Origin of the sequence: Ralstonia sp. OTU4908 (genome assembly GCF_038440115.1) — a bacterium.
Classification (GTDB): Bacteria; Pseudomonadota; Gammaproteobacteria; order Burkholderiales; family Burkholderiaceae; genus Ralstonia; species Ralstonia pickettii.
In genome coordinates this window covers 62277-85880 of sequence record NZ_JASATD010000013.1, presented here as the reverse complement: position 1 = coordinate 85880, position 23604 = coordinate 62277, and the positions used below count along the sequence as shown (strand labels likewise).

Below are 23604 nucleotides of genomic sequence, written 5' to 3'. Positions count from 1 at the left end.
TGCTCAGACGCCAAGGATCATCTGCGAGATGATGTTGCGCTGGATCTCGTTCGACCCGCCGTAGATCGAAGTCTTGCGATAGTTGAAGTAGTACGGTGCCAGCGGCGCGGCATCGTTGTCGCCCGTCACGGCCTGCAAGGTCTCGCCTTCCAGGTAGCTCGGGTCGAACGGCTGGGCGTACGGCCCCACGGCCTCGACCATCAGCTCGGTCAGCATTTGCTGGATCTGCGTGCCCTTGATCTTGAGCAGCGATGCCTCAGGCCCCGGACCCTTGCCGGCGTTCTCGCTCGACACCACGCGCAGCACCGTCATCTCGAGCGCCAGCAGTTCGATCTCCAGCGAGGCCACCTTGGCGCCGAACACTGGGTCCTGCAGCAGCGGCTTGCCGTTCTTCTGGTGTTGCAGAGCGACGCGCTTGAGAAACGCCAGTTCGCGCTTCGAATTGCCCACACGCGCAATACCCGTGCGCTCGTGGCCGAGCAGATACTTGGCGTACGTCCAGCCGCGGTTCTCTTCACCGATCAGGTTTTGAACCGGCACCTTGACGTTGTCGAAGAAGACCTCGTTCACCTCGTGCTCTTCGTCCAGCATGATGATCGGGCGCACGGTGATGCCCGGCGTCTTCATGTCGATCAGCAGGAACGAGATCCCCTCTTGCTTCTTCGCGTCCGGATCCGTGCGGACCAGGCAGAAGATCATGTCGGCGTGTTGGCCCAGTGTCGTCCAGGTCTTCTGGCCGTTGACGATGTAGTGGTCGCCTTCGCGCACGGCGCGTGTCTTCACCGAGGCCAGATCGGAACCGGAACCCGGTTCGGAATAGCCCTGGCACCACCAATCGGTGCAATCGACGATGCGCGGCAGGAAATAGCGCTTTTGCGCTTCATTGCCGTACTTCATGATCACGGGCGCGACCATGCTGACGCCAAACGGCAGCACGCCAGGCGCGCCGACCTGCGCGCACTCTTCGTCCCAGATGTGTTTTTGGATGGGGGACCAACCGGTGCCGCCCCACTCGACCGGCCAGTGCGGCACCGACCAACCCTTGGCTGCGAGTGCCTTGTGCCAGCGAACGAAATCGTCGCGGTTCAGGCGCCGGTGGTTCAACACCTTGTCTTGGATGTCCTTGGGCAGATTGGCTTCCAGCCAGCCGCGGACTTCCTGGCGGAACGCATCATCGGCCGCCGAGTAGTTCAGATCCATGCCTGTCTCCTGTGGTTGGCTCCCCGCCGTGGCAAATCGGCGGAGAGCGTTCTGTCGGACCGGCGCGGACCTGAATCGGGGCAGCTAGTGCACGGGCTGCTTGAGCACGTCAGGCACCAACAGCGGCATCACGTCGATGCCCTCCTCCGCCAGCTCCTGCGCTTCCTCCCGAGAGGTCGTCCCGCGAATACCCCGCTCCGGCGCCTCCTTGTAGTGCATGCGGCGCGCCTCTTCTGCAAACCGCTCGCCCACGTCTTCGGTATTGGCAAGGACGTGGCGCACGGCTTTCAGGTAGAGCTGTTGCAGGGCTGCGGATGCACCGCCATCTCCGCCGGCCGTCTGGGCGGCAGGGCCCTTCTGGGCAGCGTCCGCTCGTGACGACGACAGATTCAGGCGCGGCGCACTCGGCAAGCGCTCAACCTCGTTGTGACCGCAGACAGGGCACGTCAACAGCCCGCGTTCTTGCTGCGATTGCAGGTCGGCATCGGAGCCGAACCAGCCTTCGAAGCGATGGTCATTGGCACAGCGGAGGTCCAGCACTTTCATGATCGGTCCAGCGCATGGGGATGAGTGTATCCCTGATTCAAAAATTTGTGAACGGTCGTGCTAATTTTTTCGCACGACCGTTCGCTATGGTAACGGCAACACGCGAAACACGTAGTCGAGCAACGAGGGCAAGCGGCTTAGGCTGCACCTGGTGTCCATGCGCCCGACAGGATCTTCTCGAGCCAGAACGTACCGATGATGGTCTTCACGTCCGAAATTTTGCCATCGCGCACCCAATCGATGAGTTGACCGGCGGACGTGATAAAGGTCTCGAGGAATTCGCCTTCATCCAGCATCGCCTCCCCTTGCTTGAGATCCCGTGCGAGATAAATGTCGATGAACTCGGTGGAATATGAAATGACCGGATGGATGCGCGTGAGGTAGTCCCAGCGCTCGGCCGTGTAACCGGTTTCCTCGCGCAGTTCGCGCTTGCCGCATGTGAGCGCGCCTTCCTGCGGATCCAGCTTGCCGGCGGGGAATTCAATCATCACCTTGCCGACCGGGTAGCGGAACTGACGCTCCATCAGCACCGTACCGTCGTCGAACAACGGGATCATCATTACCGCGCCTGGGTGGATGAGATATTCGCGGCTGGCGTTGCGGCCGTCCGGCAGGCGGACGATGTCGTGCTTGAGCGTGAGAAATTTACCCTGGTGCATCAGCGCGGATGCAACTTGCGTCTCGCGCAGACCGGCGTCGGGGTCCTGCGTCGCATCAGGGGCTTCGTTCAGAGGGGTGTGATCGGACATGGCGCTCTCTCATGCCGAGACAGCGGGAACCTGCCCGGCGGGAATTAACGGGAATCGCGGAGATGGCGAACCAGGTATTGCCACGTAAAGCCCGGAAACGCGAACACCAGCATCAGGCAAGCGGTGATCGCATAAAACTGCCAGCCTTGCGCAAACGCATTCCCCTGGCTCGATTCGATACCGAAGCCAATCAGCCCAACCACGACATACATGGCAATCAGCTCGGCGCCGCGCAGCCAGAACGGCTTGCGCGGCCAGCGTGTCGGCACAAGTGCCAGCACGCGTTGGTTGACGAACGGCAGGTTGGCACAGATCAGTGCCAACACGATGACAAACAGGCCGCCCGTCGATGTGCTCATGAAGCCGGGCGAGTTACGAAGCCAATGTCAGGCGGATCGCCTGATAGCACACGGCCATGAGACCGGCCGGAAAGATACCGAGCAGCAGCACCAGCAAGCCGTTGACCGACAGCAGCGAACGCAGACCGAAGGTAGCTTCCACAGGGCCTTCGTCAGCCGGCACGTCGAAGTACATGACCTTGATGACGCGCAGGTAGTAGAACGCGCCCACCAGCGAGAACAGTACCGCAACAACGGCCAGCCACGACATGCCAGCATCGACCACTGCGCCCAGGACCGACAGCTTCGCGTAGAAGCCAACCGTCGGCGGCAGGCCTGCCAGCGACATCATGATGAACAGCATCAGCAGCGCGAACCACGGGCTTTTCCTCGACAGGCCTTTCAGGTCGGCGATGTCTTCCGCCTCGTAGCCTTTGCGCGACAGCAGCAGGATGATGCCGAACGCGCCCAGTGCGGTCAGCACGTAGGTAATGGCATAGAACATCGACGCACTGTAGGCCTGTGCCGTCAAATCCGGCTTGCCGGAGCTGACGCCCGATACCAGACCCAGCAGCAGAAAGCCCATGTGGGAAACCGTCGAATAGCCCAGCAGACGCTTGAAGTTGGTTTGCACCACGCCGGTGATATTGCCGATGGCCAGCGACACGACAGCCAACACGATCAGCATGTTCTGCCAATCGAATGCCAGGGGCAGCAGGCCTTCGACCAGAATACGAAGCGTCATTGCAAAGGCGGCCACCTTCGGCGCACCGGCAATCAGCAGCGTCACGGCCGTCGGCGAGCCTTGATAAACATCGGGCACCCACATGTGGAACGGTGCCACACCTAGCTTGAAGCCGAGCCCGGCAACGATGAACACTACGCCGAACACGAGAATCGTCTTGTTGATCTCGCCGTTCTTGATGGCGTCAAACACCTTGCCCAGTTCCAGCGAGCCGGTGGCGCCATACAGCATCGACATGCCGTACAGCAGCAGGCCCGAGGCCAGCGCACCCAGGATGAAATACTTCATGGCCGATTCGGACGACACGTTCGAACGGCGGCGCAGCGCTACCAGCGTGTACGACGCCAGCGACAACAATTCAAGGCCCAGATAGAGCACGAGGAAGTTGTTGCCGGTGATCATCACCACCTGGCCGCCCAGTGTGAACAGGGCGAACATGTAGAACTCGCCCGCGTACATGTCGCGGTCGGCCAGATAGCGGCGCGTATAGACCAGCGTGGCAAACAGCGTCAGCGCACAGAACGACGCCAGCACGTTGGCCATCGGGTCGATCACGGCCATGTTGCCGAACACGTAGTGCGTTTCACCGTTCCCAGCATTCAAGCCGAACCACACCGCCAGCACCAGCGTAATCACCAACGAAACCGGATAGGCCACGCTGCTTCGCTTCTGGCCGCGCGCCAGGTCAATCCAGTTGACGGCACCAATGCCCAGCGCGAGAAAAACGATTGGGGCAAAAGCCGCAATAGAGGAGGACGATTGCATAGTTTCTTCTCGCTGCTTACAGCTTCGACTGAGCCACGTGGGTCAGCAAGTTGACCACGGACGCATGCATGACATCGGTGAAAGGCTTCGGATACAGGCCCATGTACAGGGTCGCAATCGCCAGCACGCCCAGCATGAAGAACTCACGGCAGTTCAGGTCCTTCAACTCGGCCACGTGCTTATGGGTCACATCACCGAAGATCACGCGCTTGACCATCCACAGCGAATACGCTGCGCCAAAGATTAGTGCCGTGGCGGCCAGCAGACCAATCCAGAAATTGAACTTGACCGAGCCCAGGATCACCATGAATTCGCCAACGAAACCCGAGGTCGCCGGCAAGCCGCAGTTGGCCATGGCAAAGAACACTGACAGCGCCGCGAACTTCGGCATGGTGTTCACCACACCGCCGTAATCGGCAATCTGACGCGAATGCACGCGGTCATACAACACGCCAATACACAGAAACATTGCGCCTGAGATAAAGCCGTGCGAGATCATCTGGACGATACCGCCCTCAACGCCGATTTCGTTGAAGATGAAGAAACCCAGCGTGACGAAGCCCATGTGCGCGATCGACGAATACGCGACCAGCTTCTTCATGTCGGCCTGCACCAGCGCCACCAGACCGATGTAGATCACGGCAACCAGCGAGATCGCGATGATGAACGCGGACAGGCTATGGCTGGCATCCGGCGCGATCGGCAGCGAGAACCGCAGGAAACCGTAGGCACCCAGCTTCAGCATGATGGCAGCCAGCACCACGGAGCCTCCGGTCGGGGCTTCCACGTGGGCGTCCGGCAGCCAGGTGTGCACCGGCCACATCGGCACCTTCACGGCAAACGCCATGAAGAACGCGAGGAAGATCAGGATCTGCTCGTTCATCGACAGCTTGACCTGATGCCACTGCAGGATTTCGAACGTGCCGCTGTGGAAGTACAGATACAGCAGCGCAACCAGCGTCAGCAACGAGCCCAGCAGCGTGTACAGGAAGAACTTGAATGCCGCGTAGACGCGGTTCGGGCCGCCCCACACGCCGATGATGATGTACATCGGGATCAGCGTGGCTTCGAAGAACACGTAGAACAGCAGACCGTCGAGCGACGCAAACACGCCGATCATCAGACCCGACAGGATCAGGAACGCGGCCATGTACTGCGCCACGCGCTCGGTGATCACTTCCCAAGCCGAGATCACCACGATCACGGTGATGAACGCGGTCAGCACCACGAACCACATCGAAATGCCGTCGACACCGAGGTAGTAGCTGATGTGGAAGCGCTCGATCCACGACGACTTTTCGACGAACTGCATCGCAGCCGTCGTCTTGTCGAAACGCGTGATGAGCGGGAGCGTCATCACGAAGCTGATCACGGAACCGATCAGCGACATCCAGCGGACATAACCGGGATTGCGGTCTGAGCCCGAGGCCAGCACCAGCACGCCGAAGAAGATCGGCAGCCAGATCGCAAAAGACAGAACCATTTTTGTAATCCCTTATTTGCCTGCCAGGAACACGAAATACGTCAGCAGCCCAACCGTGCCGATGATCATCGCGAACGCATAGTCATAGATGAAGCCGGACTGGAGCAGGCGCACGACAGTCGCGAACCAGCCCACCAGACGCGCGCTGCCGTTGACGACAACACCGTCGATCACACCTTGATCGCCGCCCTTCCACAGGCCACGGCCGAACTTGACCGCACCGTTGGCAAAGACGATCTCGTTGATCTTGTCCATGTAGTACTTGTTGTCCAGCAGCTTGTAGACGCCGGAGAAACGCTTGGCGATGGCTGCCGGAATATCCGGGCGCTTCAGGTAGAAGAACCACGACAGCACCACACCGGCCAGCAGCAGGATGAACGGTGCCGACGTGAAGCCGTGCAGCGCCATCTCGACCCAGCCGTGGAAGTCTTCGCTCAGCACCTTCATCGCTTCGTGGTTCTCGCTGTTGAAGATGACTTCCGAGAACACCACGCCGTGCTTGAAGAACTCGCCGAACAGCATCGGCTGGATTGCCATCGCACCGATGATGACCGACGGGATCGCCAGCAGCACCAGCGGCACTGTCACCACCCACGGCGACTCGTGCGGCTTCTGACCCGGAGCCAGGCCGTGGTGATGATCGGCGGTTTCCTCCTCGTCCACGTGATTGCCTTCGTGATGCGAGTGTTCCTTGCCGAAACGCTCTTCACCGTGGAACACCAGGAAATACATGCGGAACGAGTAGAACGCGGTCACGAACACGCCGGCCAGCACAGCCCAGTAGGCGAAGCCGGCACCCGGCAGGTGCGATTCGCGCACCGCCTCGATGATCGAGTCCTTCGAATAGAAACCCGAGAAGAACGGCGTGCCGATCAGCGCCAGCGAACCCACCAGCGACGTCAGCCAGGTAATCGGCATGTACTTGCGCAGGCCGCCCATGTTGCGCATGTCCTGATCGTGGTGCATGCCGATGATGACCGAGCCCGCGCCGAGGAACAGCAGCGCCTTGAAGAACGCGTGCGTCATCAGGTGGAACACGGCGACCTGGTAAGCCGAAGCGCCCAGCGCGACGGTCATGTAACCGAGCTGAGACAGCGTCGAGTACGCCACCACACGCTTGATGTCGGTCTGGATGATGCCCAGGAAGCCCATGAACAGCGCGGTGATTGCGCCGATGATCAGCACGAACGACAGCGCGGTGTCCGACAGTTCGAACAGCGGCGACATGCGCGCGACCATGAAGATACCGGCGGTCACCATGGTGGCCGCGTGAATCAGTGCGGAGATCGGGGTCGGGCCTTCCATCGAGTCCGGCAGCCACACGTGCAGCGGGAACTGCGCCGATTTGCCCATCGCGCCGATGAACAGGCAGATACAGGCCACCGTCAGCATGTGCCAGTCGGTACCCGGGAAGCCAATCGCGGCCAGGTTGTCACGGGCGGCGAACACATCGGCGTAGCTCAGGCTACCGCTGTATGCCAGCAACAGGCCGATACCGAGCACGAAGCCGAAGTCACCCACGCGGTTGACCAGGAACGCTTTCATGTTGGCGTAGATGGCCGTCGGACGCTTGAACCAGAAGCCGATCAGCAGGTACGACACCAGACCCACCGCTTCCCAGCCGAAGAACAGCTGTAGGAAGTTGTTGCTCATCACGAGCATCAACATCGAGAAGGTGAACAGCGAGATGTACGCGAAGAAACGGTTATAGCCGTCGTCTTCCGCCATGTAGCCAATGGTGTAGATATGCACCATTAGCGAGACGAAGGTCACCACGCACATCATCATCGCCGTGAGCGAATCGATGAGGAAGCCGACTTCCATCTTCAGCGAGCCAACCGTCATCCATTCATAGACAGTGCCGTTGTAACCGGCGCCGTTGATGACGTCGGACAGCGTCAGCGCCGACAGAATGAAGGCGATCGCAACACCGAGGATGGTGACGCTGTGGGATGCCGTGCGGCCGATCTTCTCGCCAAAGAACTTGGTGCCGAACAGCCCGGCGATCGCCGCGCCGGCCAGCGGCGCGAGCGGGATCGCCAGCAGCAGGTTGGGATTGAGCGTGGTAGCCATGGAACGCTTCTTATAGGTGGGATGCGGAGGTCAGCCCTTGAGGCTGTCCAGATCGTCGACGTTGATGGTGTCCAGATTACGGAACAACACCACCAGGATGGCGAGACCGATCGCGGATTCCGCCGCGGCCACCGTCAGGATGAAAAACACGAACACCTGCCCCGCCAGATCGCCCAGGTAGTGGGAGAACGCGACGAAGTTCAGGTTGACCGCCAGCAGCATCAATTCGATCGCCATCAGCAGCACGATGACGTTCTTGCGGTTCAGGAAAATGCCGACAATGCTGATGGCAAACAGCACCGCGCCGAGCACGAGGTAATGGGCAAGGGATAGTGAAGACATATGGGTTCTCCCGGGGCTCAGCTCTTGGATTCAGCCGAAGCTGCGCCGGCCGACTTTTCCGCCGGCATCGAGACCAGTCGCACGCGGTCCTTGCGCTTCACTCGGATCTGATCGGACACGTTCTGTGCCTTGGTGTCCTTGCGGCGGCGTGCGGTCAAGGCGACGGCGGCCACAATCGCCAGCAGCAACACCGCGCCAGCCACTTCAAAGGCATAGATGTAATCGGTATAGATCAGCTTCCCAAGCGCCTGTGTGTTCGGCCCATTAAAGCCCTTCGGCAGCTCCTGCACCGGCTGCACGCGGCCCATGAAGGTCTTGGTCAGCACGACGGCCATTTCCAAGATGATGACCACGCCCACGAAGGCCGCCATCGGTACGTAGGTCCAGAAATCGCGTCGCAGGTGTTCGATGTCGATATCGATCATCATCACCACGAACAGGAACAGCACCATCACTGCCCCAACGTAGACCAGCACCAGCGTGATGGCGAGGAATTCCGCCTTGAGCAGCATCCAGATCGCCGCCGCAGTGAAAAACGAGAGCACGAGGAACAGCGCCGCGTGCACCGGGTTCTTCGCGGTGATGACCTTCAGCGCTGCGAGCACCAGCACGAGCGCGAAACAGTAGAAGATGATCGTCGTGATTTCCATGATCCTGGCACGGGCCGTTTTGCGGCACGCGCTTGTCCAAAGCTGTGATGGCATGACGCCACCGCAACTGGTTGGCTCTGCAAGAGCCGTTGTCCAACCGGGATGTCAACTGCACCGCCCGCCTACTGCACGGCGGACGTCTTGAATCAGCGGTACTTTGCGTCGGCCGCTTTGTTGGCCGCGATTTCCGGCTCGAAGCGATCACCCACGGCCAGCAGCATGTCCTTGGTGAAATACAGGTCGCCGCGCTTTTCACCGTGGTATTCGAGGATGTGCGTCTCGACGATGGCGTCCACCGGACAAGCCTCTTCGCAGAAGCCGCAGAAAATACACTTCGTCAGGTCGATGTCGTAGCGCGTGGTGCGGCGGGTGCCGTCGTCACGCTGATCCGACTCGATCGTGATGGCTAGAGCCGGGCAAACGGCTTCGCACAGCTTGCACGCAATGCAGCGCTCTTCGCCGTTCGGATAGCGACGCAGTGCATGCAGACCGCGAAAGCGCGGCGACAGCGGCGTCTTCTCTTCCGGAAAGAGAACGGTGATCTTGCGCGCAAACAGGTAGCGCCCGGTCAGCGCCAGCCCCTTGAAGAGTTCCTTCAGGAGCAGGCTGTTAAAGAATTCCTTGATGGCAAGCAACATGGTGCCTTCCTATTGTCCCGTTACTTCCAGATGTTCCACGGCGACACCAACCAGATGGCGACGACGACAAGCCAGCCCACAGTGAGCGGAATGAAGATTTTCCAGCCCAGACGCATGATCTGGTCGTAGCGATAACGCGGGAACGATGCGCGCAGCCAGATGAAGACCGACAGCAGCAGGAAAACCTTGATCAGCAGCCAGAAGAAGCCCGGAATCCAGTTGAGGACCGATGCATCGATCGGCGAAGCCCAGCCGCCCAGGAACAACGTTGCGGTCAGCGCGGAGATCACGATCATGTTGATGTACTCGGCCAGGAAGAACAGCGCGAACGCCATGCCCGAGTATTCGATCATGTGACCGGCCACGATTTCGGATTCGCCTTCCACCACATCGAATGGGTGGCGGTTCGTTTCAGCCACACCCGAGATGAAGTAGACGCCAAACATCGGCAGCAGCGGCAGCCAGTTCCACGAGAGGATGTTGATGCCGTGACCCGCAAAGAAACCGCGATTCTGCGAATTAACGATGTCCGACAGGTTCAGGCTACCCGTCACCATCAGCACCGTCACGAGCGCGAAGCCCATCGCAATTTCGTACGAAATCATCTGTGCCGAAGCGCGCATCGCACCCAGGAACGCGTACTTCGAGTTCGACGCCCAGCCCGCCAAGATCACGCCGTACACGCCCACCGAGCTGATCGCCATGACGTACAGCAGGCCGGCGTTGATGTTCGACACCATCGCCTCGGCCTGGAACGGGATCACCGCCCAGATCGCAACCGCCGGCATCAGCACCATCAGCGGCGCGATGATGTACATGCCGCGGCTGACCGCGCTCGGCACCATGACTTCCTTGAGCAGCAGCTTGAGCACGTCGGCAATCGGCTGCAGCAGGCCCATCGGGCCCACGCGGTTCGGGCCCAGACGCACGTGCATCCAGCCGATGAGCTTGCGCTCCCACAGGATCAGGTAAGCCACGCACAGCAGCAGCGGCAGGATGATGCAGACCGCACGGACCAGCGTCCAGATCAGCGGCCACCACCCACCGAAGGTGGCGGTACCGAAAGAAGTAATCGACTCGATCATGTTGACCCTTACACCGTAGCCGCCAGCGCGGACGATTCAACCTTCTCAACGCTTACCGCACCGAACATGGCACCCAGCTGCGCCGACGCTTCGGTAGCGGCCGGCACGCGGATCACGCCAGAAGCCAGCGACTTGTCCAGCACGGCCGGCAGCACCACACTGCGCTGCCCTTGCGTCACGCGCACGGCGTCACCATTGGCCAGGCCCAGTTGTGCGTAGAGATCAGCCGGCAAGCCAGCACGCACGGCAGCACGTGCTGCAGCCGTCAGTTGCAGCGAACCGGCGCGGCGCACGATCGGATCGGCGTGGTAAATCGGCACATCGGCCAGACGCTCGATGCCTGCCGCAGTAGCAACAGGGGCGGCGGTCTGCGCAATCGTCGCGTTCGACAAACGCTCGATGACCGGCTTGGCCAGCACTTCGTCGCGCACCACTTCCGAACTGTCGTACTCAAAGCCAGACACGTTCAGCAGGTTGCCCAGCACGCGCAGGACCTTCCAGGCGGGACGCGAGTCACCCAGGCCGCGCACAACGCCATTGAAGCTTTGTGGCAATCCCTCGCAGTTGATGAACGTGCCCGAGGTTTCGGTGAACGGAGCCGTCGGCAGCAGCACGTCCGCGTACTCAAGCGCGGCGCGAGAGGCAAACGGTGCAAGCACGATCACGGTGTCGGCCTGGTCCAGCGCGGCACGCGCTTGCGTGGGGTTGGCAGTATCGAATTCCGGTTCGGCGCCCAACAGCACGTAAGCGCGACGCGGTTGCGCCAACATGGCGGCGGCGTCCAAGCCGTTGCCTTGGGGGAGCGCCCCGGCGATGTAGCCACCAACCGTGTTGGCTGCTTCCGTCAGGAAGCCAAGCGTCGCGCCGGTCTGCTGCGCGACCCACTGGGCCAACGCGTGCAGTTGCGAAAACTGCGGGTGCGCCACGGCGGCGTTGCCGAGGAACACAGCCTTGCGCTCGCCCGAAGCGAGGCTTGCGGCGATGCGCTGGGCAATGTCACCGGCTTCGATGCCATCGGTGCCGCCTGGACGGGCAACATTATTGGCAGCCGCCACGGCCACCGCCACTTGCGACAGCAGCGACAGCCATTGCGACGGTGCGCCCAACAGTTGCGTGGCAGGCATCAGCAGATCCTCGCCACCTGCGCCGATCATGCTCAGTTGCGCACCCTTCTTGCCTGCCTGACGCAGACGCGCGGCCAGCAGTGGGTGATCCTTGCGCAGGAAAGAGCCTACGACCAGCGTACGCTGCAGCAGCGACACGTCGGCGATGGGCATGCCGAGCCACGGAGCGCCCGTCGGCTTGACCGAGAAATCGGACTGACGCAGACGGAAATCGACGTTGTCGCTGCCAATGCCGCGCACCAGTTTTTGCAACAGGAACAGCTCTTCCAGCGTGCTGTGCGGGCTGGCCAATGCACCAATCTGCTCTGCGCCGTGATCACGCTTGATTTCGTTGAGGCCGTTGGCCACGTATTCCAGCGCGGTGGTCCAGTCGACCGCCTTCCACTGACCGCCTTGCTTGAGCATCGGCTGGGTCAGGCGGTCGTCGCTGTTCACGCCCTCATAGGCGAAACGGTCCTTATCGGATAGCCAGCATTCGTTGATGGCTTCGTTGTCCAGCGGCAGAACGCGCATCACGCGCTGATTCTTCGTCTGGACGATCACGTTGGCGCCCAGGCCATCGTGCGGCGACACCGACTTGCGGCGTGCCAGTTCCCACGTACGGGCCGAATAGCGGAACGGCTTGCTGGTCAGCGCGCCAACGGGGCACAGGTCGATCATGTTGCCCGACAACTCGGAGTCAACAGTCTGACCGACGAACGTCGTGATCTCAGAATGCTCGCCGCGGTTGAGCATGCCCAGTTCCATCACGCCGGCAATTTCCTGGCCGAAACGGACGCAGCGCGTGCAGTGAATGCAGCGCGTCATCTCTTCCATGGAGATCAGCGGGCCCACATTCTTGTGGAACACCACACGCTTTTCTTCCTGGTAGCGCGATTCAGACTTGCCGTAGCCCACGGCCAAGTCCTGCAACTGGCACTCGCCGCCCTGGTCACAGATCGGGCAATCCAGCGGGTGGTTGATCAGCAGGAACTCCATCACGGACTTCTGCGCCTTCACCGCCTTCTCGGAATTTGTGAAGACCTTCATGCCCGCGGTGACGGGCGTGGCGCAGGCCGGCAGCGCCTTGGGCGCCTTCTCGACCTCGACCAGGCACATCCGGCAGTTGGCCGCGACCGACAGTTTGCGGTGATAGCAAAAGTGAGGAATGTAGGTGCCCGTCTGGCGGGCCGCCTCCATCACCAGGCTGCCTTCGGCAACCTCGACCTTCTTGCCATCAATTTCGATTTCAACCATGTTCTGCCACGCTTAAAGGTAGGTGGGCACCATGCACTGCTTGTGTTCGACGTGATACGCGAACTCATCCCAGTAGTGCTTGAGCATGCCGCGGACCGGCATCGCAGCGGCATCGCCGAGTGCGCAGATGGTCCGGCCCATGATGTTTTCGGCCACGTTGTTCAGCAGGTCCAGGTCTTCCTGGCGGCCCTTGCCGTGCTCGATGCGATCGACGACGCGGTACAGCCACCCGGTGCCCTCACGGCACGGCGTGCACTGGCCGCACGACTCTTCGTAATAGAAATACGACAGACGCAGCAGCGACTTCACCATGCAGCGCGTTTCGTCCATCACGATGACAGCGCCCGAGCCCAGCATCGAGCCGGCCTTGGCGATTGAGTCGTAGTCCATGTCGGAGGCCATCATCAGGTCAGCCGGCACCACCGGCGCCGACGATCCACCCGGGATGACCGCCTTGAGCTTCTTACCACCGCGCATGCCGCCGGCAAGCTCCAGCAGCTTGGAGAACGGGGTGCCCAGCGGAATCTCGTAGTTGCCCGGACGCTCAACGTCGCCGGACACAGAGAAGATCTTCGAGCCGCCGTTGTTCGGCTTGCCCATCTTCAAGTAGTTATCCGGACCGATGGCCAGCAAGAACGGCACCGCGGCAAAGGTCTCGGTGTTGTTGATGGTGGTCGGCTTGCCGTACAAGCCGAAGCTCGCAGGGAACGGCGGCTTGAAGCGCGGCTGGCCCTTCTTGCCTTCCAGCGACTCGAGCAGTGCGGTCTCTTCACCGCAGATGTACGCGCCATAACCATGGTGCGCATGCAGCTGGAAGTTGAAGCCGGAGCCCAGGATGTTGTCACCGAGGAAGCCCGCAGCACGCGCCTCTTCCAGTGCCTGTTCGAAGATCTTGTATTCGTTCCAGATCTCGCCGTGGATGTAGTTGTAGCCCACGGTGATGCCCATCGCGTAGCCGCCGATGGCCATGCCTTCGATCAGCGCGTGCGGGTTGTAGCGAATGATGTCGCGATCCTTGAACGTACCCGGCTCACCTTCGTCGGTGTTGCAGACGAGATACTTCTGGCCGGGGAACTGGCGCGGCATGAAGCTCCACTTCAAGCCGGTCGGGAAACCGGCACCGCCGCGGCCGCGCAGGCCCGACGCCTTCACGTCAGCAATGACCTGCTCGGGGGTGATCTTCTCGGTGAGGATGCGTTTGAGCTGCTGATAGCCGCCACGCTTGATGTAGTCTTCGAGGTGCCAGTTGTCGCCGTTCAGACCGGCCAGAATCAACGGCTGGATATGTCGATCGTGCAGGGAGGTCATTTACTTGCCTGCTCCGTTGGTCGGCGCCTTCGACTGGAGGTCGGCGATCAGCGCGTCGAGCTTCTCGTTGCTCATGAAGCTGCACATGTGGGTGTTGTTGACGATCATGACCGGTGCATCACCGCACGCGCCCATGCACTCGCCTTCCTTCAGCGTGAAGTTGCCGTCGGCGGTGGTCTCGTTGAAACCGATGCCCAGCTTCTTCTTCAGGTAGTCGGCAGCACGTTCGCCGCCCGACAGCGCGCACGGCAAGTTCGTGCACACCGACAGTTTGAATCGGCCAACCGGCTTGGTGTCGTACATGTTGTAGAACGTCGCCACTTCCTCGACCCACACCGGCGGCATTTCGAGGTACTCGGCCACGAACTGCATGACTTCGGGCGAGACCCAGCCTTTCTCGCTCTGCGCGACCGCCAGCGCCGCCATCACGGCGGACTGCTTCTGGTCGGCGGGATATTTCGCGACCGCCCGGTCGATTTCCTTGAGAGCTTCTGCTGATAGCATGTTCGTTGCGATTGGTGCGGGACGCGGGGCGTATTACCTAAGTACCTTACCCCGGCGTGCGTCCTCGTTTCACAGCCGCGCTTGCCTGCGCGTCAAACCGTTGTTTCCTGCGGGCTCAGCGATCGATCTCGCCAAACACGATGTCCTGCGTACCGATGATCGTCACCGCATCGGCAATCATGTGACCCTTCGCCATTTCGTCGAGCGCAGCCAGATGAACGAAGCCCGGGGCGCGAATCTTCAGACGGTACGGCTTGTTGGCGCCGTCGGAGATTGCATAAATGCCGAACTCGCCCTTCGGATGCTCAACGGCGGCATACGCCTCGCCTTCGGGCACGTGCATACCTTCGGTGAAGAGCTTGAAGTGGTGAATCAGCTCTTCCATGTTGGTCTTCATGTCCACGCGCGACGGAGGCGCCACCTTGTGGTTATCGGTGATCACCGGACCCGGGTTTTTGCGCAGCCACTCGATGCACTGACGAATGATGCGATTGCTCTGGCGCATTTCTTCGACGCGCACCAGATAACGGTCGTAGCAATCACCGTTCACGCCGACCGGAATGTCGAAATCGATGCGGTCGTACACTTCGTACGGCTGCTTCTTGCGCACATCCCACTCGATACCCGAACCACGCAGCATCGCACCGGAGAAGCCTTTGTTGAGCGCGCGCTCCGGAGTCACCACCCCGATGCCAACGAGACGCTGCTTCCAAATCCGGTTGTCGGTCAGCAGGGTTTCGTATTCGTCAACGTACTTCGGGAAGCGGTTGGTGAAGTCTTCAATGAAGTCCAGCAGCGAACCCGAACGCGCTTCGTTCAGGGCAGCCAAGGCCTTCTCGTTGCGCACCTTGGATGCCTTGTATTGCGGCATCGTGTCAGGCAGGTCGCGATAGACACCACCCGGGCGGTAGTAGGCTGCGTGCATGCGCGCACCCGAAACCGCCTCGTACATATCAAACAGGTCTTCGCGCTCACGGAAGGCGTACAGAAACACCGCCATGGCACCCACGTCCAGCGCGTGCGAACCAATCCACATCAGGTGGTTCATGATCCGCGTGATTTCGTCGAACATCACGCGGATGTACTGCGCACGCAGCGGCACTTCGAGGCCCAGCAGGCGTTCGATCGCCATCACGTAGGCGTGCTCGTTGACCATCATCGACACGTAGTCGAGACGGTCCATGTACGGCACGCTCTGAATCCAGGTCTTCTGTTCGGCGAGCTTTTCCGTCGCGCGATGCAGCAGACCGATGTGCGGGTCGGCGCGTTGAATGACTTCGCCGTCCAGCTCCAGCACGAGCCGCAGCACGCCGTGCGCGGCCGGGTGTTGCGGACCGAAGTTCAGGGTGTAGTTCTTGATATCTGCCATGATCGGGCGCCCTTCAGTGCTTCAGACCACCGTATTGATCTTCACGGATCACACGCGGCGTAATCTCGCGCGGCTCGATGGTCACCGGCTGATAGACCACGCGACGCTGCACCGGGTCGTAGCGCATTTCAACGTAACCCGACACGGGGAAATCCTTGCGGAACGGATGGCCGATGAAGCCGTAGTCGGTCAGGATGCGACGCAGGTCCGGGTGGCCTTCGAACACCAGGCCATAGAGGTCAAATGCCTCACGCTCGTACCAGTCAGCGGAATTCCAGATCGTCGTCACGGACGCCACCACCGGCAGGTCATCGTCCGGCGCGAACACGCGAACGCGAACGCGCCAGTTGTGCGTGATCGACAGCAGGTGCGACACACCAGCAAAACGCGGGCCGTTCCAGGCACCGTCACCGTAATCGGCATAATCGACGCCACACAGGTCGATCAGCTGCTCAAATTTGAGCGAGGCGTCGTCGCGCAGCGTGCGCATGACGTCGTAGTAATCGGCAGCCTTCACTACGAGAGTGAGTTCACCAATCGACTCGGTCAGGCTTTGAACGCGATCGCCCAGCGCCTTTTCCAGCGCGGCCTTCAGGGTGGCAAGCTTCTCGGTCATGTCAGGCCTTGCGCGCGATGGTGTTGGTGCGACGGATCTTGGCCTGCAGCTGGATGATGCCGTAGATCAGCGCTTCAGCCGTGGGCGGACAGCCCGGCACGTACACATCGACCGGCACGATGCGATCGCAGCCCCGCACGACAGAATACGAGTAGTGATAGTAACCGCCGCCATTCGCGCACGAGCCCATGGAGATGACCCAGCGAGGCTCGGCCATCTGGTCGTACACCTTGCGCAATGCAGGCGCCATCTTGTTGCACAGTGTGCCGGCCACGATCATCACGTCAGACTGACGCGGCGACGGACGAAACACCACGCCGAAACGGTCCAGGTCATAACGCGACGCGCCGGCATGCATCATTTCCACAGCACAGCACGCCAGACCGAACGTCATCGGCCACAGGGACCCGGTACGGGTCCAATTGATCAGCTTGTCAGCGGTTGTCGTGACAAAGCCTTCGTTGAGTACGCCTTCGATCGCCATTTCACATCACTCCCAATCGAGCGCGCCTTTTTTCCAGATGTAGACGAAGCCCACGAGAAACTCGAGAAGAAACACGCCCATCGCGAAGAACCCCGGCCAGCCGATCTCACGCAGCGCCACGCCCCACGGGAAGAGGAACGCGGTCTCCAGATCGAACAGGATGAACAGGATGGCGATGAGGTAATAGCGCACGTCGAACTTCATACGCGCGTCTTCGAATGCTTCGAAGCCGCACTCGTACGGCGAGAGCTTGTCAGGATCGGGATTGTTCGGACCGAGGACTCGGCCGATGGTCATCAGCGCAAGGCCAAGGCCAACACCGACGACAATGAACAACAGTACGGGGAAATAGGCTTCGAGGTTCAAGGGACGCCCGCCTTTTTGAATGGTTGCAACAGCACTGCCCGCAGGCGGCGCCTTGTCGCCCCATCGAAGGCGCCGGGTCCGCAGCCTTACGACGCCTCGACTGCGCGTCGTCTTGCGGAGGGGCCTGCGCGGAACATCCCGTGGAACAGACCCCGAATTTGATTGGTGCCGACGGCGAGACTCGAACTCGCACAGCTTTCGCCACTACCCCCTCAAGATAGCGTGTCTACCAATTTCACCACGTCGGCTGGGGGAAGAAACTCTATCAGGAACCCGGTTGAGACTTAGCGCCCCCGCCCGTTTTCCGTATTGTTTCAAGCCTTGCATTCTACCGCAAAGCGAAGCTTTTGTTCAATGCACAAAGAAAAATCTTATGCTTCGCGGCGCGCTGAAAACCCAAACAGTACGCCGCGATCGTTACATCAAATTACTTGGGCACAGCCGGCGAGGAAGCTGCGGCCGGACCAGCAGCCGGAGCCGAGGCCGCCGGTGCCGATGCCGTGGACGTAACAGGTGCGACCGAACCCATCACACCCGCAGACACACTGCCCTTGCTGGTGCCGATCAGCGTCAGCGCCAACGTGGCAATGAAAAACACGGTAGCCAGCACAGCCGTCGTGCGCGACAAGAAGTTGGCCGAGCCGGTTGCGCCGAACAGGCTACCCGACGCACCGGAGCCAAAGGCCGCCCCAACGTCGGCGCCCTTGCCGTGCTGTAGCAGCACCAGGCCGATCACACCGAGCGCGCTCAGGATTTGTGCCACCAGCAGCAGCGTCTTCAGAATTGCCATTTCGTTTCTCTCAATAATATGTTGCAGTCGCACATCTGTGACATTGCGACTCGATCCGTCGTTTATGCGCGACCGATCGTCAGGAAATCTTCGGCCTTCAGGGACGCGCCGCCGATCAGGCCACCATCGATGTCCGCCATTGCAAACAGTTCGCCGGCATTGTCGGGCTTGACGCTTCCGCCATACAGAATTGCCAGGCGCTGCGCCACACCAGCGTCACGGGCGGCGACGCGCGCTCGAAGGAACGCATGCACAGCCTGCGCCTGCTCGCTGGATGCGGTCTTGCCTGTGCCGATGGCCCAGACCGGCTCGTAAGCCACAACAATACGACCCAGTTGCTCCACCGACAGCGCCTCCAGCACCGCATCCAGTTGCCGGCCCACCACCTGCTCGGTCTCACCGGCTTCGCGCTGCGCAAGCGTTTCGCCCACACAGACGATCGGGGTGATGCCGTGTTCGAGCGCGCGGAGGGCCTTGGCCGCCACTTGCGCGTCGGTTTCGCCGTGGTACGACCGACGCTCGGAGTGCCCAACGATCACGTAGCCGCAACCGAATTCCGACAGCATCGACGCCGCCACTTCGCCCGTAAAGGCACCGCGCGCTTCAGCCGAAACATCCTGTGCGCCCCATGCCACCGCAGAACCGGCGAGCAGCGACTGGCACTGCGCCAGGTACGGAAACGGCGCACAGACCGCCAGCGTGGCGGCGGTTTTGCCTGCGGCCTTGATCTGCTCAAGCAGCGCGGCGTTCGTGCTCAGACTGCCATGCAGCTTCCAGTTGCCCACCACCAGCTTCGGTCTTGCGTTCACGTTTTGCCCGGTTGACTGTCAAATAAACCCGGCATTCTACCGCGGCGGCAAAAACGGGGTCAATTTTGGCGTCCTGGCGTCAATCCCAAACCAACATGATCTTGCCGATATGCGCGCTCGATTCCATCAAAGCATGCGCCTGCGCGGCCTGTGCGGCCGGCATGACCTCATGGACGACCGGCTTGATGCGCGCAGACGCAAGCAACGGCCAGACCGTTTCATACAGATTGGCCGCGATGGCCGCCTTGAATGCAACCGGACGCGGGCGCAGCGTCGAGCCCGTCAAGGTAATGCGCCGACGCAGGATGTCGCCCAGCGGCACCTCGGCCTTGGCGCCGCCCAGCAACGCGATCAGGACGATGCGGCCATCGTCGGCGGTGCAGGCGATCTCACGCGCGACATAACTGCCGCCGACCATGTCGAGCACCACGTCGGCGCCGCGGCCCGTCTCAGCCTTGACGATCTCGACGAAATCTTCGGTCTTGTAATTGATGGCGCGCGCAGCACCGAGTTTGACGCACGCGTCGCACTTGTCGGCGCTACCTGCCGTCGCGAAAACACGGTGACCCAATGCGGACGCGATCTGAATGGCCGTCGTTCCGATGCCGCTGGAGCCACCTTGCACGAGCAGCGTTTCATCGGCACCGTGTGCGCCCCGCCCCAGCAAGCCGCGGTCGAATACGTTCGACCACACGGTGAAATAGTTCTCGGGCAACGCAGCGGCTTCCACATCGGACAAACCGCCCGGCACGGGCAGCACCTGGCCCAGCGGTGCCGTGCAGAATTCCGCGTAGCCCCCACCCTGCACCAGCGCGCAAACGCGATCGCCCACCTTCAAGCCGTAGCGATTGTCAGCATGCTCCAGATCACCACTGACGATCTCGCCAGCGACTTCCAGTCCGGGAATGTCGGACGCACCGGGCGGCACCGGATAATTGCCTGTCCGCTGAAACACATCCGGCCGGTTCACGCCGGCAGCGCGCACACGGATCAACACCTCACCAGCCTTGGTTTCCGGCATCGGCCGCTCGCCAAGCTGCAAGACTTCGGGGCCACCGTATTGCGTGATTTCGATCGCTTTCATGGGAATCGGATCAATGAGGTTTACGACGCGACGCTCGAGTTACGAGACGCTACGCTTGGGCTCGACAAAATGCTGCGGAATGCCACGCGTGGTCTCGCGCATGATTTCCTGTTTGCCGTGGACGATGCCGTCGGCGATCTTGCCGATATGCAATTTGAGCCACATCTCTGTCGGGGAGCCCGCGCGATAGTCCGCCGGGCCGAGCATGTCGACGCGATCATCGGCACGCAAGTTGTCGGCCTGCTCGAACGAACGCGGGCTCTCAGGGTTGTAGACAGCATAGGTGCGGCCGCCGCCCTTGCGGGCGACCGAAAACGCCGGAATGTCGCTCGGCCCATCGGCCACGTAGATCATGTTTGCGAACGGCACGCGGCGCTCGTCTTCGGCAATCGAGGAGTTGACACTCACGGCTTCGGGGTGCTTGTTGACGCCCTTGTTGATCTCAAATAGCGCCCGCGTCTTGGTCGTGTTGTCAATCGCATAGATGATTTCCGAGACGACCGGCCGGCCATCCGCGTTCATGTCGGGCGCCTCCAGGAATTCGCAGCCCCACACGCCATCGATGTATGGGGCAATGGGCGAGCCCTTGATCATCTCCGTCAGGCCCGTGCTGACAATGTAGTGCTCAAGCTTGATGTCGAACGCTTGGTAAGCCCCGTTGTCGCGCACCCACGCCTTGCTGCGCTCGAAAAAATCCGTTACGCCGGGAAAGAATTCAAGTTCGGCGCCCAGCTCGCGCAGCGTAGCGTTGTCGAGACCGCCCATGCGGCCGTCGCGCACATGGCGCAGCAGCACATTGAGATAAAACGTTTCGTGGTTGACCTTCTGGCCACGCGATTCGATTTCGCGCGACCCCGCTGCCACTTCATCCCAGAAGGCTTGCTCGGAGATGTTGAAGCGGTCGAACAGCGGCACTTGCATGTAGCGCGGGATCAGCGTCTTGTCGAAGTCCCAGACGATGGCGATGCGGTTTTGTTCGAACAGGCGGCTCATGATGGGGCGCAAAGGCGCAACGGGAAGAACTCGCGACGCAGTGTAAACAAAAAAAGGCTGGACATCGTCCAGCCGTTTTTCTTGGCGAAAACCGCTCGCTTATTGCTGTTGTTGCTGCTGTTGTTGCGAGGAAGCGTCGCCAGCACCCGGTGCTTGCGGTGCAGCGGCCGGCACGTCGCCTTCTTCGGCCTTGGCGGCCTTGATCGACAGACGCATACGGCCCTTCTCGTCAGTGCTCAGCAGCTTCACGCGCACAGCCTGACCTTCCTTCACATAGTCGGAAACCTGGTTCACGCGCTCGTTGGCGATCTCCGAGATGTGCAGCAGACCGTCCTTGCCCGGCAGGATGTTCACGATCGCGCCAAAGTCCAGCAGCTTGAGAACCGTGCCGCTATAGATCTTGCCCACTTCGGCTTCGGCCGTGATGCCTTCGATGCGACGCTTGGCTTCTGCCATGCCTTCCGACGACGTCGACGCAATGGTGATGGTGCCGTCTTCCTGGATGTCGATCGTGCAGCCGGTTTCTTTGGTCAGCGCCTGGATGGTCGAACCGCCCTTGCCGATCACGTCGCGGATCTTCTCCGGATTGATCTTGACCGTGATCATGCGCGGAGCGTGTTCCGACAGCTCGGTACGTGCGCCGCCCATGGCAGCCTGCATCTTGCCCAAGATGTGCAGACGGCCTTCCTTGGCTTGCGCCAGCGCCACCTGCATGATTTCCTTGGTGATGCCCTGCACCTTGATGTCCATCTGCAGTGCGGTGATACCAGCGTCGGTACCCGCGACCTTGAAGTCCATGTCGCCTAGGTGATCTTCGTCACCCAGAATGTCGGTCAGCACGGCGAACTTGTTGTCTTCCAGGATCAGGCCCATGGCCACGCCGGCCACGTGCGCCTTGAGGGGCACGCCAGCATCCATCAGTGCCAGCGAACCGCCACACACCGAAGCCATCGACGACGAGCCGTTCGACTCGGTGATTTCCGACACCAGACGGATCGTGTAAGCGAATTCGTCGTCCTTCGGCAGCACCGGAATCAGAGCGCGCTTGGCCAGACGGCCGTGGCCGACTTCGCGGCGCTTCGGGCTGCCCACGCGACCGGTTTCGCCCGTGGCGAATGGCGGCATGTTGTAGTGGAGCATGAAGCGATCACGGTACTCGCCTTGCAGCGCGTCGATGATCTGCTCGTCGCTCTTGGTGCCGAGCGTGGCCACCACCAGCGCTTGCGTTTCACCACGCGTGAACAGGGCCGAGCCGTGCGCACGCGGCAGCACCGACGAACGGATCTCGATCGGGCGCACCGTGCGGGTGTCGCGACCGTCGATACGCGGTTCGCCGTTCAGGATCTGACCGCGCACGATCTTCGATTCGAGTTCGAACAGGATGTTGTCGACTTCCACGCCGTCGGCTTCCACACCGGCTTCGGCCAGCTTGGCGGCAACCGACTTGTAGACTTCCTTCAGCTTCTGGCTGCGGGCCGACTTCTGGCGCAGTTGGTAAGCGGCTTGCAGATCGGCCAGGCCCAGTTCGGACACCTTGGCAACCAGCGCTTCGTTCTTCGGAGCCGCTTGCCAATCCCACTCGGGCTTACCGCCGTCGCGCACCAGCTCGTGGATCGCGTTGATGGCGATCTGCATCTGCTCATGGCCGTACACCACGGCGCCCAGCATGACTTCTTCCGACAGCTGCTGCGCTTCCGATTCGACCATCAGCACAGCACGCTCGGTACCGGCCACAACCAGGTCCAGATCCGAATGCGCGAGTTGGGCACGATTCGGGTTCAGCAGGTACTGGCCATCCTTGTAACCCACGCGGGCAGCGCCCACCGGACCGTTGAACGGCAGACCCGACACGGCCAGCGCAGCCGAAGCGGCCACCAGCGCCGGGATGTCGGCCGGCACTTCCGGGTTCATCGACAGCACGTGGATCACGACCTGGACTTCGTTGTAGAAGCCTTCCGGGAACAGCGGACGCAGCGGGCGATCGATCAGGCGCGAGGTCAGCGTTTCGTTTTCCGACGGACGGCCTTCGCGCTTGAAGAAGCCACCCGGGATCTTGCCGGCGGCGTAGGTCTTCTCGAGGTAATCGACAGTCAGCGGGAAGAAGTCCTGACCCGGCTTCGGGTTCTTGGCGCCCACCACGGTGGCGAGCACGACGGTGTCGTCCATATCGAGCAGCACAGCGCCGCTCGCCTGACGGGCGATCTCACCCGTCTCCATGCGGACCTTATGGCCGCCCCATTGGAATTCTTTGACGACCTTATTGAACATGGTCATAGCATCTCCTGTTCGGTATTCGCGGCGCGCTTC

General features: G+C 61.2%; 23 protein-coding genes and 1 tRNA gene. All 24 read right to left on the bottom strand.

What is annotated here, in order from left to right; translation table 11 throughout:
* Positions 1-3: 3 nt before the first annotated feature.
* Complete coding sequence (locus AAHM38_RS13685; protein WP_065858855.1) at positions 4-1200, bottom strand: acyl-CoA dehydrogenase family protein; 1197 nt, start codon at positions 1198-1200, stop codon at positions 4-6.
* A gap of 84 nt (positions 1201-1284) precedes the next feature.
* Complete coding sequence (locus AAHM38_RS13680; RefSeq protein WP_009241052.1) at positions 1285-1746, bottom strand: DUF1178 family protein; 462 nt, start codon at positions 1744-1746, stop codon at positions 1285-1287.
* Positions 1747-1883: 137 nt separating this feature from the next.
* Positions 1884-2495, bottom strand: a complete 612-nt coding sequence (locus AAHM38_RS13675; protein ID WP_116576517.1) for an NUDIX domain-containing protein — start codon at positions 2493-2495, stop codon at positions 1884-1886.
* Positions 2496-2539: 44 nt separating this feature from the next.
* Complete coding sequence (locus AAHM38_RS13670; RefSeq protein WP_116576518.1) at positions 2540-2854, bottom strand: DUF2818 family protein; 315 nt, start codon at positions 2852-2854, stop codon at positions 2540-2542.
* A 13-nt stretch (positions 2855-2867) separates the two neighbouring features.
* Entirely contained in the window at positions 2868-4343 is a 1476-nt protein-coding gene (gene nuoN, locus AAHM38_RS13665; RefSeq protein ID WP_116576519.1) for an NADH-quinone oxidoreductase subunit NuoN, read from the bottom strand.
* A gap of 16 nt (positions 4344-4359) precedes the next feature.
* A complete protein-coding gene (locus AAHM38_RS13660; protein ID WP_116576520.1) occupies positions 4360-5826 on the bottom strand; it encodes an NADH-quinone oxidoreductase subunit M in 1467 nt (488 codons plus the stop codon).
* A gap of 12 nt (positions 5827-5838) precedes the next feature.
* Complete coding sequence (gene nuoL / locus AAHM38_RS13655) at positions 5839-7899, bottom strand: NADH-quinone oxidoreductase subunit L (RefSeq protein ID WP_116576521.1); 2061 nt, start codon at positions 7897-7899, stop codon at positions 5839-5841.
* Between the two features lie 30 nt (positions 7900-7929).
* Positions 7930-8241 (bottom strand): NADH-quinone oxidoreductase subunit NuoK, encoded by a 312-nt coding sequence (nuoK, locus tag AAHM38_RS13650; protein ID WP_004630788.1) that lies wholly within the window; start codon positions 8239-8241, stop codon positions 7930-7932.
* A 17-nt stretch (positions 8242-8258) separates the two neighbouring features.
* Positions 8259-8891: an NADH-quinone oxidoreductase subunit J gene (locus AAHM38_RS13645; protein WP_009241058.1), complete on the bottom strand. Its 633-nt coding sequence runs from the start codon at positions 8889-8891 to the stop codon at positions 8259-8261.
* 146 nt (positions 8892-9037) lie between these two features.
* Complete coding sequence (gene nuoI / locus AAHM38_RS13640; protein WP_003261939.1) at positions 9038-9529, bottom strand: NADH-quinone oxidoreductase subunit NuoI; 492 nt, start codon at positions 9527-9529, stop codon at positions 9038-9040.
* Positions 9530-9549: 20 nt separating this feature from the next.
* Positions 9550-10614 carry an NADH-quinone oxidoreductase subunit NuoH gene (nuoH, locus tag AAHM38_RS13635; RefSeq protein WP_116576522.1) on the bottom strand — a complete coding sequence of 355 codons (1065 nt, stop codon included), beginning with the start codon at positions 10612-10614 and terminating at the stop codon, positions 9550-9552.
* Positions 10615-10622: 8 nt separating this feature from the next.
* Positions 10623-12974, bottom strand: a complete 2352-nt coding sequence (gene nuoG / locus AAHM38_RS13630; RefSeq protein WP_009241060.1) for an NADH-quinone oxidoreductase subunit NuoG — start codon at positions 12972-12974, stop codon at positions 10623-10625.
* Between the two features lie 12 nt (positions 12975-12986).
* A complete protein-coding gene (nuoF, locus tag AAHM38_RS13625; RefSeq protein ID WP_116576523.1) occupies positions 12987-14282 on the bottom strand; it encodes an NADH-quinone oxidoreductase subunit NuoF in 1296 nt (431 codons plus the stop codon).
* A complete protein-coding gene (gene nuoE / locus AAHM38_RS13620) occupies positions 14283-14786 on the bottom strand; it encodes an NADH-quinone oxidoreductase subunit NuoE (protein WP_004630801.1) in 504 nt (167 codons plus the stop codon).
* Between the two features lie 115 nt (positions 14787-14901).
* On the bottom strand, positions 14902-16155 hold the full coding sequence (locus tag AAHM38_RS13615; RefSeq protein WP_065858874.1) for an NADH-quinone oxidoreductase subunit D: 1254 nt from the start codon (positions 16153-16155) through the stop codon (positions 14902-14904).
* 13 nt (positions 16156-16168) lie between these two features.
* On the bottom strand, positions 16169-16771 hold the full coding sequence (locus AAHM38_RS13610) for an NADH-quinone oxidoreductase subunit C (protein ID WP_012762306.1): 603 nt from the start codon (positions 16769-16771) through the stop codon (positions 16169-16171).
* Between the two features lies 1 nt (position 16772).
* Positions 16773-17255 carry a NuoB/complex I 20 kDa subunit family protein gene (locus tag AAHM38_RS13605; protein WP_004630808.1) on the bottom strand — a complete coding sequence of 161 codons (483 nt, stop codon included), beginning with the start codon at positions 17253-17255 and terminating at the stop codon, positions 16773-16775.
* Positions 17256-17261: 6 nt separating this feature from the next.
* A complete protein-coding gene (locus AAHM38_RS13600; RefSeq protein WP_004630810.1) occupies positions 17262-17621 on the bottom strand; it encodes an NADH-quinone oxidoreductase subunit A in 360 nt (119 codons plus the stop codon).
* A 163-nt stretch (positions 17622-17784) separates the two neighbouring features.
* Positions 17785-17869 (bottom strand) — tRNA-Leu (locus AAHM38_RS13595).
* A 179-nt stretch (positions 17870-18048) separates the two neighbouring features.
* Positions 18049-18411 (bottom strand): preprotein translocase subunit SecG, encoded by a 363-nt coding sequence (secG, locus tag AAHM38_RS13590; protein ID WP_009241064.1) that lies wholly within the window; start codon positions 18409-18411, stop codon positions 18049-18051.
* A gap of 62 nt (positions 18412-18473) precedes the next feature.
* Positions 18474-19220, bottom strand: a complete 747-nt coding sequence (tpiA, locus tag AAHM38_RS13585; RefSeq protein ID WP_116576524.1) for a triose-phosphate isomerase — start codon at positions 19218-19220, stop codon at positions 18474-18476.
* A 79-nt stretch (positions 19221-19299) separates the two neighbouring features.
* Positions 19300-20304 (bottom strand): NAD(P)H-quinone oxidoreductase, encoded by a 1005-nt coding sequence (locus AAHM38_RS13580; protein ID WP_116576525.1) that lies wholly within the window; start codon positions 20302-20304, stop codon positions 19300-19302.
* Between the two features lie 39 nt (positions 20305-20343).
* A complete protein-coding gene (locus AAHM38_RS13575; protein ID WP_009241067.1) occupies positions 20344-21297 on the bottom strand; it encodes an HAD family hydrolase in 954 nt (317 codons plus the stop codon).
* A gap of 99 nt (positions 21298-21396) precedes the next feature.
* Complete coding sequence (gene pnp / locus AAHM38_RS13570; RefSeq protein WP_116576526.1) at positions 21397-23571, bottom strand: polyribonucleotide nucleotidyltransferase; 2175 nt, start codon at positions 23569-23571, stop codon at positions 21397-21399.
* Positions 23572-23604: the final 33 nt, after the last annotated feature.